The organism is Ancylobacter dichloromethanicus, assembly GCF_018390645.1.
Taxonomy (GTDB): Bacteria; Pseudomonadota; Alphaproteobacteria; order Rhizobiales; family Xanthobacteraceae; genus Ancylobacter; species Ancylobacter dichloromethanicus.
In genome coordinates, this window is the sequence record NZ_JAHBGC010000020.1 from 757084 (window position 1) to 772188 (window position 15105).

The 15105-nt window shown below is 64.0% G+C and carries 15 protein-coding genes; 13 read left to right on the forward strand and 2 right to left on the reverse strand.

All coding sequences use genetic code 11. The annotated features are described in order from the left end of the window. Window positions 1–148: 148 nt before the first annotated feature. From KHC23_RS12270 to KHC23_RS12285, 4 genes are all read left to right on the forward strand, one after another. A complete protein-coding gene (locus tag KHC23_RS12270; protein ID WP_246544523.1) occupies window positions 149–1771 on the forward strand; it encodes a CYTH and CHAD domain-containing protein in 1623 nt (540 codons plus the stop codon). 284 nt (window positions 1772–2055) lie between these two features. After that, window positions 2056–4413 carry an Orn/Lys/Arg family decarboxylase gene (locus tag KHC23_RS12275; RefSeq protein WP_213372865.1) on the forward strand — a complete coding sequence of 786 codons (2358 nt, stop codon included), beginning with the start codon at window positions 2056–2058 and terminating at the stop codon, window positions 4411–4413. A gap of 19 nt (window positions 4414–4432) precedes the next feature. Next, window positions 4433–4993, forward strand: coding sequence for a GNAT family N-acetyltransferase (locus tag KHC23_RS12280; protein WP_213372867.1), 561 nt, complete (start codon window positions 4433–4435; stop codon window positions 4991–4993). Between the two features lie 255 nt (window positions 4994–5248). Then, a complete protein-coding gene (locus tag KHC23_RS12285; RefSeq protein ID WP_213372869.1) occupies window positions 5249–5683 on the forward strand; it encodes a lipid-binding SYLF domain-containing protein in 435 nt (144 codons plus the stop codon). 29 nt (window positions 5684–5712) lie between these two features. Here KHC23_RS12285 and KHC23_RS12290 read toward each other — a convergent pair whose 3' ends face one another. Next, window positions 5713–5925 (reverse strand): hypothetical protein, encoded by a 213-nt coding sequence (locus KHC23_RS12290; protein WP_213372871.1) that lies wholly within the window; start codon window positions 5923–5925, stop codon window positions 5713–5715. 459 nt (window positions 5926–6384) lie between these two features. Continuing rightward, window positions 6385–7326: an AraC family transcriptional regulator gene (locus tag KHC23_RS12295; protein ID WP_246544524.1), complete on the reverse strand. Its 942-nt coding sequence runs from the start codon at window positions 7324–7326 to the stop codon at window positions 6385–6387. 51 nt (window positions 7327–7377) lie between these two features. Here KHC23_RS12295 and KHC23_RS12300 point away from each other — a divergent pair, with 51 nt between their 5' ends. The 9 genes from KHC23_RS12300 to KHC23_RS12340 all read left to right on the forward strand — a co-directional run bounded on the left by KHC23_RS12300 (window position 7378) and on the right by KHC23_RS12340 (window position 15105). Beyond that, on the forward strand, window positions 7378–8112 hold the full coding sequence (locus KHC23_RS12300; RefSeq protein ID WP_213372873.1) for an SDR family oxidoreductase: 735 nt from the start codon (window positions 7378–7380) through the stop codon (window positions 8110–8112). Between the two features lie 358 nt (window positions 8113–8470). After that, entirely contained in the window at window positions 8471–9670 is a 1200-nt protein-coding gene (locus tag KHC23_RS12305) for a tyrosine-type recombinase/integrase (protein ID WP_213372875.1), read from the forward strand. Window positions 9671–9678: 8 nt separating this feature from the next. Further along, window positions 9679–10251, forward strand: a complete 573-nt coding sequence (locus KHC23_RS12310) for a hypothetical protein (RefSeq protein ID WP_213372877.1) — start codon at window positions 9679–9681, stop codon at window positions 10249–10251. Window positions 10252–10378: 127 nt separating this feature from the next. Beyond that, window positions 10379–10582 carry a helix-turn-helix transcriptional regulator gene (locus KHC23_RS12315; protein WP_246544525.1) on the forward strand — a complete coding sequence of 68 codons (204 nt, stop codon included), beginning with the start codon at window positions 10379–10381 and terminating at the stop codon, window positions 10580–10582. Between the two features lie 388 nt (window positions 10583–10970). After that, complete coding sequence (locus KHC23_RS12320) at window positions 10971–11933, forward strand: helix-turn-helix domain-containing protein (RefSeq protein WP_213372881.1); 963 nt, start codon at window positions 10971–10973, stop codon at window positions 11931–11933. Between the two features lie 468 nt (window positions 11934–12401). Further along, window positions 12402–13424 (forward strand): phage major capsid protein, encoded by a 1023-nt coding sequence (locus KHC23_RS12325; RefSeq protein WP_213372883.1) that lies wholly within the window; start codon window positions 12402–12404, stop codon window positions 13422–13424. Then, window positions 13424–13981: an HK97 family phage prohead protease gene (locus KHC23_RS12330; protein ID WP_213372885.1), complete on the forward strand. Its 558-nt coding sequence runs from the start codon at window positions 13424–13426 to the stop codon at window positions 13979–13981. Before KHC23_RS12325 ends, KHC23_RS12330 begins: the two co-directional genes overlap by 1 nt. A 325-nt stretch (window positions 13982–14306) precedes the next feature. Continuing rightward, on the forward strand, window positions 14307–14708 hold the full coding sequence (locus KHC23_RS12335) for a hypothetical protein (RefSeq protein ID WP_213372887.1): 402 nt from the start codon (window positions 14307–14309) through the stop codon (window positions 14706–14708). Then, window positions 14689–15105 (forward strand): HK97 gp10 family phage protein, encoded by a 417-nt coding sequence (locus tag KHC23_RS12340; protein ID WP_213372889.1) that lies wholly within the window; start codon window positions 14689–14691, stop codon window positions 15103–15105. The genes KHC23_RS12335 and KHC23_RS12340 overlap by 20 nt, the downstream gene beginning before the upstream one ends.

The following is a 15105-nucleotide window of genomic DNA, read 5'->3' on the forward strand; positions in this document are numbered from 1 at the left end:
GGCGATTTCCCCCGGGGGTTTGCGGGCCGTGCGGGCTTCGTCCCGGAGCCCCGTGACGGCGAATGCTACTTTTATGTGACAGTCCGAGCCGCTATTCCGTGGTCCTTCAAGCTGACGGGAGGTGGCCTCTTCGTGGCGATAAACGGGCTTGTGCCCGGACGAGCGGAGAGACGACATGTCGGAGCAAACGACAGAGGTTCAGTTGCAGGGCGAGGTGGACGTGCCGGAGCCGGCCGGAGCCGGACGCGAGGTCGAACTCAAGCTGTTCACCGATCCGGCCACCCTGCAGCTCCTCCTCAAAGCCGCGGTGATTGCGCGCAACGCCACGTCGAAGGGCGTGGTCCGGCGCCTGGAGGCGACCTATTACGACACCCCCGACGCGGTCCTCGCCCGGCAGGGCGCGTCGCTGCGCGTCCGGCGCAGCGGCAAGCAGTTCGTCCAGACGCTGAAGCTGGCGTCAGAGGGGAGCCCGCTCGAGCGGCGGGAGATGGAAGCGCGGGTGCCGGATATCGCCCCTCAGCTCGATGCGCTGCCACTGGCCGATCTGGGCGCGCCCTTCGCCGCGCTGCCCGGCACTGAACTCGCGCCGGTGTTCTCCACCAAGATCCGCCGCCATATACAGATGGTGGAGTTTGGCGGCGCCGTCATCGAGGTCGCGTTCGACGAGGGAACGCTGAGCGTCGGCGAAAAGGCGGAAGCCGTCTGCGAGATCGAGCTGGAACTGAAAGCCGGCGGGGCGGGTGCGCTCTACGAGCTGGCCTTGTCCCTGCTGGAGCAGGGTCCCGTCCGCATCGGGTTCCAAAGCAAGGCCGAGCGGGGCTATGCGCTCGCCTTTGGCACCTCGCCCACAGCCGAAAAGGCGTTCGCGACGGGCATCGGGCCGGCCGATACCACGGACGAGGTGATCTCCAAGGTCTTGAACGCCTGCCAGCGCCATGTGATGGCGAATCTGATGGCGGCGCATCATGGTCAGGACCCGGAGGGCGTGCATCAGCTGCGGGTCGCGCTGCGGCGTCTGCGCACCGCGATATCGCTGTTTAAAAAGGAAGTCCCCGCCTCGGCGCTCCAATCCCTCGGCCTTGACGCCAAACGGCTGGCGGGAGCCCTCGGGCCTGCCCGCAATTGGGACGTGTTCGCCACAACGACCATCGCCGAGATCGAGCGCGCCAACTTGCCGGGCGTCGACTTCACCGAGCTGCGATCCGCCACCGTCTCGCCCCGTGCTGTCAGCTATCAGGCCGTGCGGGTCGATCTGATCGATCTTGAATGCACCCGCTTCCTGTTGTCGCTCGGCGGGGTGATCGAGCGCCGAAGCTGGCGGAACGATATCGGTGTCGATGCCCTCGCCGTGCTCACCCAGCCGGCACGCGACTTCGCCGGGCGCGGACTGACCCGCCTGCTCCGCAAGGCGTTGAAACAGGGGCATAATTTCCGAAAGCTGCGGCCGACGGCCCGCCATGAGCTGCGCCTGACGCTGAAGAAGCTGCGCTATGGGGCGGAGTTCCTGCTGCCGCTCTACGACCGCGACGGCGCCGCCCGAAAATATCTGAAGCGGATGTCCCGGCTTCAGGACATTCTCGGTATCGACAACGATATCACCACCACGCAGTCTCTGCTGCGCGAGGTGGAGGAGAGCACGTCGCTTCCGCAGGTCCACAAAGCCATCGGCGCGATCACCGGCTGGCAGGGACGTGACCGCATCGAGACCGCCGAGGCGCTGCGGCGCAGCTGGCGGAAATTCATCGATGCCGAGCCGTTCTGGCTCGGCTAGAGCATTTTCGAGCGAAGTGGGTTCCGGTTCGCGTGAAGAAAATGCGTAAAGACAAAAAATCGGGCATGCGCCGCTCAACTCGCACCGCAAACTGATCGGATAACGCGTTCTCTGTCTTAGAGTGAGAGGGCGATCTACCGATCGGATTGGTTCAGTCTGATCGGATCGCGCTCTCGCCGGCTGCGTGCTTCGCTCTCCCTCCAGGCTTGTCGCCGCATTGTCGTGCGCTCGTCATGAGGCACGTCGAAACGTCGCGTCGAAGCCCAACAGGAGCGGATGCCCGGATGGACTATTTCAAACGCTTCAACTTCCTTTTCGCGACCCCCGCCTTCGATGCGGATGATCTGGAAGGCGCCCGCTATCACCAGATCGTCGCGGAAATCGAGAGTTCCGGCTTCGAGGTGGTACGCGCGCGCACCATCGAGGACGCCGAGATCGCGGTTCAGACCGACGCCGCCATCGGCTGCATGATGGTGGACTGGGGCAAGAAGGGCATGGAGGGCAAGACCGCTTCCCTCATCAACCTGATGCGCCGGCGCGGCCTCGACTTCCCGATCATCCTGCTGATCCGCCGCAAGCGGTTCGAAGACGTGCCGGTGGAGGTGCTGGACTTCATCGACGGCTATGTCTTCCTCTCCGAGGAAACCCCCGCCTTCATCGCCAAGAACCTCATCAGCCGGCTCAAGCAATATGCCGAGACGCTGAAGACGCCGTTCTTCGGCGCGCTGGTGGATTATGCCGAAGAGGGCAACCAGCTCTGGACCTGCCCCGGGCACAATGGCGGCGTGTTCTACTCGCGCAGCCCGATCGGCCGGGTGTTCATGGAGCACCTGGGCGAAGCGGTGTTCCGCGACGACCTCGACAATTCCGTGCTCGATCTCGGCGACCTTCTGACCCATGAGGGCCCGGCCCTCGCCGCGCAGAAGGAAGCGGCCAGGATATTCGGCGCCGAGAAGACCTATTTCGTGCTCAACGGCACCTCGACCTCCAACAAGGTCGCGCTCTCCGCTCTCGTCACCGATGGCGACCTCGTGCTGTTCGACCGCAACAACCACAAGGCCGCCCATCACGGCGCGCTGATGATTTCCGGCGGCATACCGGTCTATGTGCCGACCGTGCGCAATGCCTGGGGGCTGATCGGCCCGATGGATTTCGCGGCGCTGGACGAAGAGGCGCTGCGCGCGCGCATCCGCACCCATCCGCTGGTGACGGATCCCCTCGCCTGGCAAAAGCCGCGCCCGTTCCGCGTGGCCGTGGTCGAGCAGTGCACCTATGACGGCACGATCCACAATGCCGAGATGATCCTCAAAAAGATCGGTCATCTGTGCGACTACATCATGTTCGACGAGGCCTGGGCCGGCTTCATGAAGTTCCATCCGCTCTATGCCGGGCGCTTCGCCATGGGGCTGAAGGATCTGGGACCGGACGCGCCGGGCATCATCGCCACCCAGTCGACCCACAAGCAGCTCGCGAGCTTCTCGCAGGCGTCGCAGATCCACATGAAGGACCGGCACATCAAGGGCCAGAAGCGGCGGGTGGAACACCGGCGCTTCAATGAGAGCTTCATGCAGCATGCTTCCACCTCGCCCTTCTACCCGCTGTTCGCCTCGCTCGACGTGGGTGCGCAGATGATGAAGGGGCGTTCCGGCGAAGTGCTGTGGGACGATACGATCCGCCTCGGCATCGAGCTGCGCAAGAAGATCCGCGCCGTGCGCCGGGAGTTCGAGGAGAAGGAACAGCGCCCCGAGCGCCGCTGGTTCTTCGAGCCCTTCGTGCCGGACCGGGTGGCGATTCCCGATGCATCCAGCCCCGGCGCCGTGCATGACGTGCCGTGGGAGAGCGTTTCCACCGACCAGCTCGCCACCAATCCGGCCTTCTGGCATCTCACGCCGGGCGCCGCGTGGCACGGCTATGCCGGCATGACGACCGGGTTCGCCATGACCGATCCCAACAAGCTGACGCTGCTGACGCCCGGCTTCGATCGCGCCACCGGCGCCTATCTGGAGCACGGCATCCCGGCCCCGGTGGTGGCGCAGTATCTGCGCGAGAATCGGATCGTCGCGGAGAAGAACGACCTCAATTCCCTGCTGTTCCTGCTGACGCCGGGCGTTGAATCGAGCAAGGCCGGGACGCTGATCAGCGGTCTGGTCGCCTTCAAGAAGCTGCACGACGACAACGCCTTGCTGGAAGACGTCATCCCCGAGTTCTACAGGCGCCGGCCCGCGCGCTATGCCGGCGTGCGCCTGCGCGACCTGTGCGGCGAGATGCACCGCTTTTTCCGCAACGCCAATGTCAGCGCGCTGCAGGCCATGCAGTTCTCGGCCGAGCACTTGCCCGATATCGCATTGTCTCCCCACGATGCGGCGCGCTGCCTGGTGCGCAACGACGTGGATTACCTGCCCATCGACGCCATTGCCGGGCGTATCGCCACCACGCCGTTCGTGGTCTACCCGCCGGGCATTGCCACCATCGTCCCCGGCGAGAGGCTCACCGAGCGCGCGCAGCCGATGATCGATTACCTCCGGATGTTTGAAGCCTGCTTCGACACATTTCCGGGCTTTGACGTCGAGATACAGGGCGTCTATCGCGAAACCGATGCCACCGGTCGCGTCCGGCTGTATACGTATGTTGTTGCCGAATAGTCAGGAATCCGATCCGCTCATGGAGCAGAAGAACGCGGTCATCATACGCCCGACGCGGGATTCCGACGTCGATGCCATGCTGGCGATCTACCGCCATCACATCCGCCGGGGCGTCGAGGAGGGGGTGGACGACAACGACACGCCGCAGCCCGACGATCTGCGGGAGCGGCGCAAGAACCTGAAAAACCGGCGGTTTCCCCATATCGTGGCGGTCCGGGGCGGCGAGGTGGTGGGCTATGCCTATGTCGTGCTGTTCCGCAAGCGCCCGGCCTACCGCTACACTGTCAAACATTCCATCTACGTCCATCCCCGGCACATCGGCCACGGCATTGGCAGCCGGCTCATGCGCAGCCTGATCGATGCCTGCGCGGCGGCCGGCTTCCGGCAGATGATCGGCTATATCGATGGCGACAACACCGCGTCGCTCGCCATCCACGAGCGGTTCGGCTTCGTCAGGGTGGGGGTCCTCCCGGCGGTAGCCTACCGCTATGGCCGTTGGGCCGACAGCGTGATGGTGCAGCGTTCCCTGGGCCCCGGCGCAACCGCCCCGCCCACGCCCCTGCCCCTCTCCACCTATTGAGCGACGGACGATTCTTCATCGCGGCGGCTCGCCGCCCCCGGCCCCCTCCACGCGGGTTCGGCCATCGTCAACTCAGGGCCAGCGTTCTAGCCGCACACCAACGACATCGGCCGCCGGAGTGGGCGCGCGTGCTGCATGAACCCTGGCGAAAAGACGTTCGGTCTCGCGGTTGATTGTCGCGCAACGAAACGCCAGAGTGGGCGTTGTCCAGCGATGGCAACATGGCACATCGCTCTAGTTTGGAAGGCATCGTCGATGAAAGTCCTGTCGGTACTACGGGTCGGGCTCCTCGCATTGGCTACGCTCATCGGCGCCGTATCGATGGCGAGCGCCGCTGATGGCTCAATCAGCATCCGTATCGTGAAGGCCGGGTTCGTGGTCGGAGGATCGGCCGGCGACGGCGTGCTGACGTTTCAGGGGCGCAAATATCCACTCTCGGTCGGCGGGCTGAGCTATGGCTTGACCTTCGGCGCTTCCGAGACACGGTTGCGTGGAACGGTCAAAAATATCAAGCGTCCGTCTGACGTTTCGGGGGTCTATGCTCAGGGCGGTGCTGGCGCCGCCTTCGGAAAAGGCGCGCAAGTGGTCATCCTGACGAATCAGAACGGCGCCATTTTGGAGCTGAGCGGCGAGCAAAAGGGCGTCATCGTCAGCCTTGATCTGAGTGGGCTGGCTTTGTCGCTGAAGTGAGGGGTCAGGCGTTCTCGCTCATCCCCCGATCATTCGAGCGCAGGTCGGGAAGACGCAATGACCTGATCCGGTGAGGGGCGAACCTCGTCGAGCGCGGCGAGCGCCTGCCGCGCCATCGGGACTTTGTGCGGACGCTGCATCTTCGTGCGTTCGGGCGGGATCGACCGGACTGCGCTCTCCACGTCGATCTCGCGCCATTGCATCGGCCGCAATTCTCCCGGCCGCACGACGGCGAATGCCACCAGCTTCAGGCCGGCAGCCGTCAGGACGTTGCCCTGATAGTCACACCCCGCCCTCAGCGGCGCGCCGATCGCTGTGGGCTCGATGATCGCACAGTGATGTCGGGCTTCGGCGCGACCGGGAGGCGAAGAGCGGCTCGGGCGCGTGCCATTCCCACGCGCGTTCCCGAGGGGCCGATCCCGGCAGGCAGGGGCGAACAACTGTGGAGCGAAATGTGGGGTAATTAGCAACCCCGAACCCGAAAACCCCTCGACGTCAGCTCCTTAAGTGAGGTCAATGGCGGGCCGCGCCCGACGATGATGAGCACTACGTCTACGCTATAGCCCTCTAACGCCGCACGGTTTGGTTTCGGGCTGATCTGCTCAGTCCATTAGGGCTATCAGGCATTCCCCGAATGCTGGGTCTGGTGGTTAAGAGGGACGACCGGCTTCCAGGGTGATGGGCTGGCAAGCTACTGCTCCTCACGATCGAGCATCAGCTTTTGGAGGCGCGCCGAATGCGCGCCTGTAAGCGTGGCCGAATGCGCTTTGCGACGTATAGCCAACTTTACTCGCTACACTCGCGGCGGTCTCCTCACCATGTGTGAGCGCCGCACGAGCGATGGTCAGACGCCACGCCCGTACGTAACTGAGCGGCGGTTGTCCCACTCGGCGCGTGAACTCAGCGGAGAAGGCAGCCCGCGACATACCGGCCTCGCCAGCGAGTTGGGCCACGGTCCATGGTTGCGCGATACCCCCATGAATGGCGCGAAGGACTCGACCGAGCCGAGGATCTGACAGAGCGCCCAGCCACCCGATCTCGACCTGCTCGACGCTCCCCGCATAGGCGCGGATCGCCTCCACCAGCAACACATCGGCGAGCCGGGCACTGACGATTTCCCTACCGATGATGTCCCGCTCGGCCTCGCCTTCCATCAACCCAAGGATCGTCGCCATCGCACCGGATGCCGCCGAGGATCGGGGAACGAACAGGAAGTCCGGCAGCATGCCGAGCAGGAAATCCGCGTTCCCCGGATCGAACGAGACGGCTCCCCCGATCGCGACCGTCTCGTCACCCCCGAGACGCGCGGCATCGCAGTCGGCGCCGTAGAAGGTCTGGCCATCGAGGGGAGGCAGCTCTGGGTCGCTGGCCACCGCATAGGCCGCGCGTCCGAGGAGGCAGACATCCCCCGCGCTCATGAGCTGCGGCGCCCGCGCCGGTAGCATCATCCAGGCGGTTCCCCGCAACAGTGCCACGAACTTGAGCCGGTCGAGAGCTGGAAATGCGAGGGCCCATTGTCCTGCGGCTTCCAGCCGGGTGCGGCGGATCACCCTTGCGCCAAGAACGTTGAGGACATCCGATAGCGGGTCAGTCACAGCCTTAGACGATCTCGATAAATTCATGGATAATCGAGCATAGAACATCTTAAACCAAGTGCATATCTTCTTCGATGAATTCAATGAAGGAGAATCGCATTGGGCATCGAAGGCAAGGTCGTCGTCATCACGGGCGCAAGCAGCGGGATCGGCCGCGCGACGGCAAAACTACTCGCAGAACGCGGGGCTTTTGTCGTGCTAGGGGCTCGCCGCGAGGAGGCGCTCGCAGCGATCGTCGACGAGATCACCGCTGCAGGCGGCAAGGCCGTACACAAGGTGACCGATGTCAGCCACCGGCGCGATCTTGAAGCGCTCGTCGCATTGGCAATCGAGCATGGCGGCAGGCTCGACGTCATTGTGAACAATGCCGGGATTGGGCCCATATCTCGTTTCGATGCGCTGCGCGTCGAGGACTGGGACGCTATGATCGACGTCAATCTGCGTGGGACGCTCTACGGCATCGCTGCGGTGTTGCCCGTCTTCCAGCGTCAACAGTCGGGCCACGTCATCAACATCGTCTCGACCGCGGGCATCAAAATCCTCCCCACCATGGGTGTGTATGCCGCGACCAAGAACGCAGTGCGGACCATCAGCGAAGCCTTGAGGCAGGAAGCAGGACCGAATCTGAGGGTCACCGAGGTTTCGCCGGGGATGATCTCGACCGACTTTGCAAGCTCAATAACCGATCCCACCGTGAAGGCGGCGATTGGAGAACGGGCTTCCAATGTAGCCATCCCACCGGCTTCGATCGCTCGGGGCATCGCCTACGCGATGGAGCAGCCGGCCGATGTCGACGTCGGCAGCATTGTCATCCGACCGACAGCGCAAGACTGAGTGTCCAGTTACGGGTGGCTCTCGGCCTTGGTCACCAACCGTCCATTGGCGACTCCTGCCGGTACGGGGCAGGCTGGACGTCGTGTTCAATATCCGCGTTGGAAGCCCATGCGGCAATCGGCGGTGTTTGAGTCGCTATCTCGCAGAATATCGCGCCATAACGTGCAATCGGCGGGCTGGCGGAAGGGGTGTCCCCTTCCGCCTAATCCATGTGTGTCCGCCACGGTCCACAATAAGCGGCAAACTCCAAGCGCCGCATGGCTTCCGCCGTCCGAAGATGTCCGCTAGAATCCGCTGCAATCCGGCTCATATTTGTGGGCTGAGTTGTGGGCGATCCGCTTAGGCGGAAGGATCGAGAATGCGCGGTTACGGCAAGCTATCGGCCCTGCAGGTGTCCCGGATCGCCGAGCCGGGCCGGTATGGTGACGGCGGCGGGCTTTGGCTGCAAGTGACCCCGGCCGGCACAAAGTCCTGGCTCTTTCGGTTCATGCTGGACGGGCGCGCCCGGCAAATGGGGCTGGGCTCGCTATCCGATGTGACACTCGCTGAAGCCCGCGAGGCAGCGCGGGGCGCCCGCCGGATGGCAAGCGAGGGCATCGACCCTATCGACGCGAGGGCGAAGCAGCGCGCGGAAGCGCGAGCGGCCCGGCTGCGTCACGTCACGTTCCGGGATTGCGCCGAGCGATACGTGACCGCCCATGAAGCCGGCTGGCGAAACCCGAAGCACCGGGACCAGTGGCGGAACACGCTCACGTCCTATGCGGACCCGATCGTCGGAGATCTTGCCATCGGCCAGATTGACACGGCGCTGGTGTTGAAGGTGCTCGAGCCGATTTGGCGGGTGAAGCCCGAAACCGCGTCCCGGACGCGAGGACGCATCGAGGCGGTGCTGGATTGGGCGCAGGCGCGCGGGTATCGACAAGGCGAGAACCCGGCCCGATGGCGCGGGCACCTCGACAAGCTGCTGCCGTCCAAGGCGAAGGTACGGCGGGTTGAGCATCACGGCGCCCTGCCCTTCCTTCGCGTGCCTGCCTTCGTCGCCGCGCTGCGCGCTAAGCCCTTCGTTTCGGCGAAGGCGCTGGAGTTCACCATTCTGACCGCGGCACGTACCGGCGAGGTTATCGGCGCTCGGTGGCACGAGATTGATTTGGGCGAGGCCAGTTGGACCGTGCCGGCTGAACGCATGAAGGCCGGGCGAGAGCATCGAGTGCCCCTGTCCCCGCGCACGGTCGAGATGCTGCGGTCTCTGCCGCGCGAAGATGGTGGATTCGTCTTCCCTGGCGCCAAGGCCAAGAGCGGCTTGTCGAACATGGCGATGTTGCAACTGGTTCGGGGCATGGATGGAACCGAAGGGCTGACGGTCCACGGGTTCCGATCTGCCTTCCGGGATTGGGCTTCCGAACAGACAGACTGCCCCCGCGAAGTCGCCGAGGCTGCATTGGCTCACACCATCAGCGACAAGGTAGAGGCCGCGTACCGTCGCGGCGACTTGTTCGATAAGAGGCGCCGGCTCATGGAAGACTGGGCGACATTCTGCCGATCGAGTGCGAGGGGGTAGAGGGTCGCATGCCGCTTACAGAATCCCCTTTTGGCGCAAGTGGCTGGATGCTGAGTTTTTCGGCATCCAGCAAAAGTGAGCTAGGTCGCTGGTTCCCAATGCTGGACCTTGCGGTGATCGAGCGAGAGGCCGGATTCTATCTCATCCTCAGGAACGCCAGCAGTGAACACCCTTCTCCCCAGGCAGCGAGGAAGCGCATAGAGTCGCTTCGCCGACGATGCTTTGATCTGTTTAGTGACCTGCAGGCGGGGGCGCTTGGTCCGCTTCGCGGTGTAATAGATCAAGCTGCTCCACCCGGCTGTCGGTCCTCGACGACGCATGCACTCGCGGAAATGACGCAGGCCTTGGCCACGGCAGAAAACCGCATTCCCCTGGGGCGTCGCCGACATCCGCATCATTCACTGGTGCTCAATCTCGCCGCCATTTTACGGGACAAGGGGCTCGACGCTGCGCCCAAAGGAGGCTCGCCCCTATGTCGGCTCGTCGAGATCGTGCTGGCAAGCGTTGGGGAACTTGAAGCTGTTGCGAACCGTTCCGATGCGGTTCTGAAGATTGTCCGAGGCGCCTACGGCCTGAGATAGACAATTCCCACTGGGACTGAGGCTGCATTGTCTATCGGGACTTGATGCGCAAAGAAAATCCCTGCGTATAGTCCGTAGCCATCCGCAAACGCCGCGCCACCGCGCGGCACGATTCAGGATGGCACGAATGCTGAAGTTACTGCGCCTTGACGACGTTAAGGCCGCGACAGGCTTGGGGCGATCTTCACTCTACGACCTGATGGCGCGCGGGGAGTTTCCGCGCCCGGTCCCTCTTACAGCCAAGGCGCGCGGCTGGCTCGAAAGCGAAGTTCGCGCCTGGCAGGAGGCGCGGATCGCCAGTCGCGACCAGCACCCCAAAAAGGCTGCCTGACGGATGGCCGATAAAGAGAAACCCGCTGCCATGGGCGTGGCGAGCGGGCTTCGGAATAGCGATCAGCTTGGCAGCGCGATCAAGTCCGAAGATACCCCGAACCGCTTACAGTTCCAAGGGAATGTTTGCCCCCTGCGCGTGGGAGTGGCGAACTAATGGGTGTGGTTGTTGACTTCCCAAAACGCGATCGAGCCGTGTTGTCGGATGGTGTCGTGCAAGGCGGTAAGCACTCGGGCAGGCGGGTCTATCTCATCGAGTACTTCGATGGTGAGGGGCGGGGCTGCGTTGTTTGGGATGGATTGTCCCATGCAACTGCGCTGACGGCTCTTGACGCATGGCGCCGTTGCGGCGTGCCCGTAACTGATCGGGTGCGTCAGGCTGTAGCCGAATGAGTAGCGAAGCGACAACATGGGCGCTTGCGCAGAAGGCGGGCAACGCAAGCGCGAAGGCCGCTCTTCTCGCCCTCGCTGGCTATGCGGACGAGCATGGTCGCTGCTGGCCCTCACTCCAGCGATTGGCCGACAATAGCGAGCAGTCGCGCAAAACGATCTGGCGCCAGTTGCGACACCTCGAGGCGATAGGCCTAATCGATATATTCACCAGGGCGCGGGAGAACGGTTCAAACACGACCTGCGAATATCAGCTGAAGGGCTTCAGCAGCGCCACCGTTTTGGCCGCGCTTCGACGCGCTCCTGCGGTGGGCTTGGGCCATGGTCATTCTGACCACGCCAAGCATGGTCAGAATGACATGGGGCCGGTGTCACTGGTGACACCACCAGAAACCTCACTTGAAGTAGAGGTTACCCCCATATCCCCCAAGGGGGCGGAGGGTGAGGGGACTTCGAAGGGATGGGAGGAGGATGCGGCCTATCTGGCCTTCCTCGCCGAGTACGGCCCCTCCCAGGCCTGGCCGAAGCACCGCGGGCATCGCCAGTGGCTCAAGCTGACCGAGGGCGAGCGCAAGGCCGCTGTGGCAGCGATCCCGGCCTATCGGGCGATCTGCGCCAAGGAGCGGCGCAAGATGACCGATCCATCGGCCTATCTGCGCGGAACGTTCAAGAACTTCACCGTCCGGCTCAAGCCGAGGGCGCCTGAGAGCGAGGCTGTCCAAGCCCTGCGCCGGGCGCTGGCGACGAACTTCGCCGGCGGCGTGATGGTCGAGCTCGGCTCGGCTCAATGGGCGGCATGGGAAACCGTTGCGAAGGAAGCGCAGTTGCCGCTGCGCGCCATCGCCTATTCCGCCCGCCCCTTCGCTGGACGGCCCCACCCGGTGACAGGCCGCTACATGCCCAGCGAGTGGCCACCGAGCCGTGACGGGCCGGATTGCAAGCAGAGGGCGGCGGGCGATTGACGCGCTGATCGCCGGCGCACCCTCCCCCCGGGGGGGAGGATCGAGCCGAAAACGGCCTCGATTGAAGACCGGCGCCGTTCAAAAACTCGCATTTTTGCAGATTAACGTTCTGAGAAGGCAATCTGCATGAGCCATTCCGCTGCCGCTGAGAGACAAAGACGCTACCGCGCGCGAGCTAAACGCCACACTGCGGTGCTTCAAGTGGCGGTTGATCTAGGGCCGCTCGCGGATGCGCTGGTGTCGGAAGGTCTTCTAGGCGAGTGGGATGCAGAAGACCGTGCGCGAATAGCCGAGGCGCTGGCGAAATTGGTGACCCTATGGGTGAAGCGTTACGCATAACGCTTTTCAGCAAAGCTCTGTGCTAGTTCTGGTGCAAATCATTACTGGGAGCGGTTCCGAATGAACCACATGGAAATCAGCCGGGCATACGAATCGAACCTACGGGCGCGAGATTTCATCCGATGGGTGATGGCCGAGGGCAGCGCCGAAACGCCCGGCGAGGCGCGCGAGATATTCGCCGCGCGCTATCCGAACTCCAAGAACCTGGGCCTCATCACCCGCGACGCGGTGCCGGCCGCATCGAGCGGCGGCAGCACGTGGGGTCAGCAGCTTGTCGGCATCAACGTGCTGGTGAGCGAATATGTGAGCGTGATCCGGCCGCGCACCGTGCTGGGCCGCATTCAGGGCTATCGCAAGGTGCCTTTCGAGGTGCGCTATCCCATCGCAACAGCCGGCGTGCCGGCGGCGTGGGTGGAAGAGGGCGGCGCCATCGCGGTGCGCGCCATGGCCTTTTCCGAAGGCACCATGCAGCGGTCCAAGATCGGCGGCATCGTCGTGCTCACCGACGAAATCGTGCGGTCTTTCGCGCCGGACGCCGAAGCTCTTGTCGAACAGGACATCACCGCCGGCATCGTCGAGTTCTCGGACGGCCAGTTTCTCGACCCGACGCATGCCGGCAGCGGCAACGTCTCGCCCGCCTCGATCACCTATGACGCCCCGAGCATCACGGCGAGCGGCGACGATGCGGACGCGGTGGCAAGCGACCTGAAACGCCTTCTCGACCTCATCACCACGGACATGGCTGCGCCGTACATCATCATGTCGCGGCGCTCGGCGACGCATATCGCCAGCCTGGACAATCCCCGATGGGGCAACATCACCATGGGGCCGAACGGCGGCGCGATCTGGGGCATCCCGGTGCTGACCACGATCGAGATGGCGAAGGACGGCGAGAGCCCGGAGGGCAACATCATCGTGGCGCTGGACGCGGCCGAGCTTCAGGTGGCGGACGATGGCGCCGAGGCGACCGTCTCCCGCGAGGCGTCGCTGCAGATGCTCGACAATCCGACCGGCAACTCTGTCGACCCGACCGCCACGACCGTGGTGAGCCTATTTCAAACCAACTGCATCGGCGTGATGGTCATCCGCTTCCTGCGGTGGCAGATGCGCCGCGCCGGCGCCGTCGCCTACATCGCCGGGGTGCCCTACTGATGGACCGGGCGGCGCGCATCGTGCGGATGGAATCGCGCCTGATCGTGCGGGACGTGCGCGAGGACATGCGGGAGATCGAGGGGCTCGCCACGGCCGGCGTCCTCGACCGCGTCGGCGACATCATCGAGCCGCGCGGCGTCCGGGTGAAAAACCCCATCCCCCTGTTGTGGCAGCACGATCACGCGAAGCCGGTGGGCACCGCGTCCCTGATGGCGCCGACCAAGGACGGGGTGCGGTTCAAGGCCAAGCTGCCGCTCGTGAAGAACCCCGGCCTGTTGCAGGACCGGGTGAACGAGGCATGGGACAGCATCAAGGCCGGCATTATCAAGGGCGTGTCCATTGGTTTCCGCCCGGTGCCGGGCAAGGTCGAGGCCATCGTGAACGGCGGCATGCGGTTCCTGGAGGTGGAAGTTTTCGAACTTTCGCTTGTGACCGTGCCGGCGATGCCGCTCGCCGAAATCGACGTGGTGCGCGGCGTGCGGGTGGTGAAGCTCGCCGACCCGGGCCGTGGCCGCGTGGTGATGCTCAACAAACCTCTCAGACACAAGAACGCATGACGGTGGCCGCGTTGGGTACATCATCGTCAGCGAGGCGGCCCGGCTTATCGGGTCCTCAGCCGGGCCGCCGCCGGTCTTCCTGTCGCCGGGGGGGGTGGCGTCAAAAACCTGCCCTGCCTCAGTACCGGCGTCCCCATAAAACAAACGCGCGTGCATAATTGAGGACATTTTGTTGGCGGGGGGGAGATGGGATCGAAAACCCGTCCTGACCGGCCACCGGTGCCGTCCTGACGCTTGGCTAAACCGGTAGAAAAAAGGTTTCACATGGCACTGATCGCGAAAATGAAGGTCGAAAGGCTATCCGGCCTCGAAAAGGGGAAGTCGCATGCAGGACTATGTTGACGCCGTGTTCGACGGCACCAGGCAGCGGATGGGCATCCCTCGTTCGGTGCTTGGCAACTTGGATGCCGAGATCGGCGGGTCGGCCTTCGCAGCGCTGCGCCGGTTCGTGGAGGGACAGTGGTCGCGCCGTGATGTCGAGATCACCTTGGAATATGCGACACTGACGCCCGGCGAGGTGAAATGGATCCTCAACATGCAAGGGGCTATCGCCGGGCACCGCCCGCCGCGCGTTGGCCGCTCCGCTGTTGCGATCCTCCTGGATGAGAAGCCCATCGCGCCCTATGCGGAACTCGCCGCCCTGATCATTGAGGCGGCGCTATACGGCATAGCCCCCGCCGTAGCTGTGTTCGACGAGGGTGCCGGGGATGGCAAAGAAGCCGCGTGACCTCGAACGGCTGCGCCGCCGGCTGAAGGCGATTCCTGCGGCGGTGCGCAAGGAGGTGTTTACGGCTCTGGACAAAAGCGCTGACGAAATGGTTGCCTTGGCCAAGGTTCTGGTGCCTGAAGAGACCGGCGCTTTGAAAAGTACAATCCGCAAGTCGCCAAGAGTGGCGGATTTCGCGATTGACATAGAAGCTGGCGGCGAGGCGACGACGAAACCTGTGAGGGACGGTGCCAGCGCGACATACGACTATGCGTTAGGCGTCGAATACGGCACCCTTGCCGGCAAGAGACCCGCTCAGCCGTTCTTCTATGTGTCGTACCGAGCAAACCGCAAGAAAGTCCGCCCCCGCACTCGCAGGGCTATCACGAAGGCGATCAAGGCAACGAAAAAGGGCTGA

Bases quoted from the DNA above. Each gene is read 5' to 3' on its own strand.
- KHC23_RS12295 (WP_246544524.1), bottom strand. From the start codon at position 7,326: ATGTTCTATGCTCGATTATCCATGAATTTATCGAGATCGTCTAAGGCT.
- KHC23_RS12315 (WP_246544525.1), top strand. From the start codon at position 10,379: ATGCTGAAGTTACTGCGCCTTGACGACGTTAAGGCCGCGACAGGCTTG.
- KHC23_RS12320 (WP_213372881.1), top strand. From the start codon at position 10,971: ATGAGTAGCGAAGCGACAACATGGGCGCTTGCGCAGAAGGCGGGCAAC.
- KHC23_RS12275 (WP_213372865.1), top strand. From the start codon at position 2,056: ATGGACTATTTCAAACGCTTCAACTTCCTTTTCGCGACCCCCGCCTTC.
- KHC23_RS12285 (WP_213372869.1), top strand. From the start codon at position 5,249: ATGAAAGTCCTGTCGGTACTACGGGTCGGGCTCCTCGCATTGGCTACG.
- KHC23_RS12335 (WP_213372887.1), top strand. From the start codon at position 14,307: ATGCAGGACTATGTTGACGCCGTGTTCGACGGCACCAGGCAGCGGATG.
- KHC23_RS12280 (WP_213372867.1), top strand. From the start codon at position 4,433: ATGGAGCAGAAGAACGCGGTCATCATACGCCCGACGCGGGATTCCGAC.
- KHC23_RS12310 (WP_213372877.1), top strand. From the start codon at position 9,679: ATGCCGCTTACAGAATCCCCTTTTGGCGCAAGTGGCTGGATGCTGAGT.
- KHC23_RS12305 (WP_213372875.1), top strand. From the start codon at position 8,471: ATGCGCGGTTACGGCAAGCTATCGGCCCTGCAGGTGTCCCGGATCGCC.
- KHC23_RS12340 (WP_213372889.1), top strand. From the start codon at position 14,689: ATGGCAAAGAAGCCGCGTGACCTCGAACGGCTGCGCCGCCGGCTGAAG.
- KHC23_RS12325 (WP_213372883.1), top strand. From the start codon at position 12,402: ATGGCCGAGGGCAGCGCCGAAACGCCCGGCGAGGCGCGCGAGATATTC.
- KHC23_RS12330 (WP_213372885.1), top strand. From the start codon at position 13,424: ATGGACCGGGCGGCGCGCATCGTGCGGATGGAATCGCGCCTGATCGTG.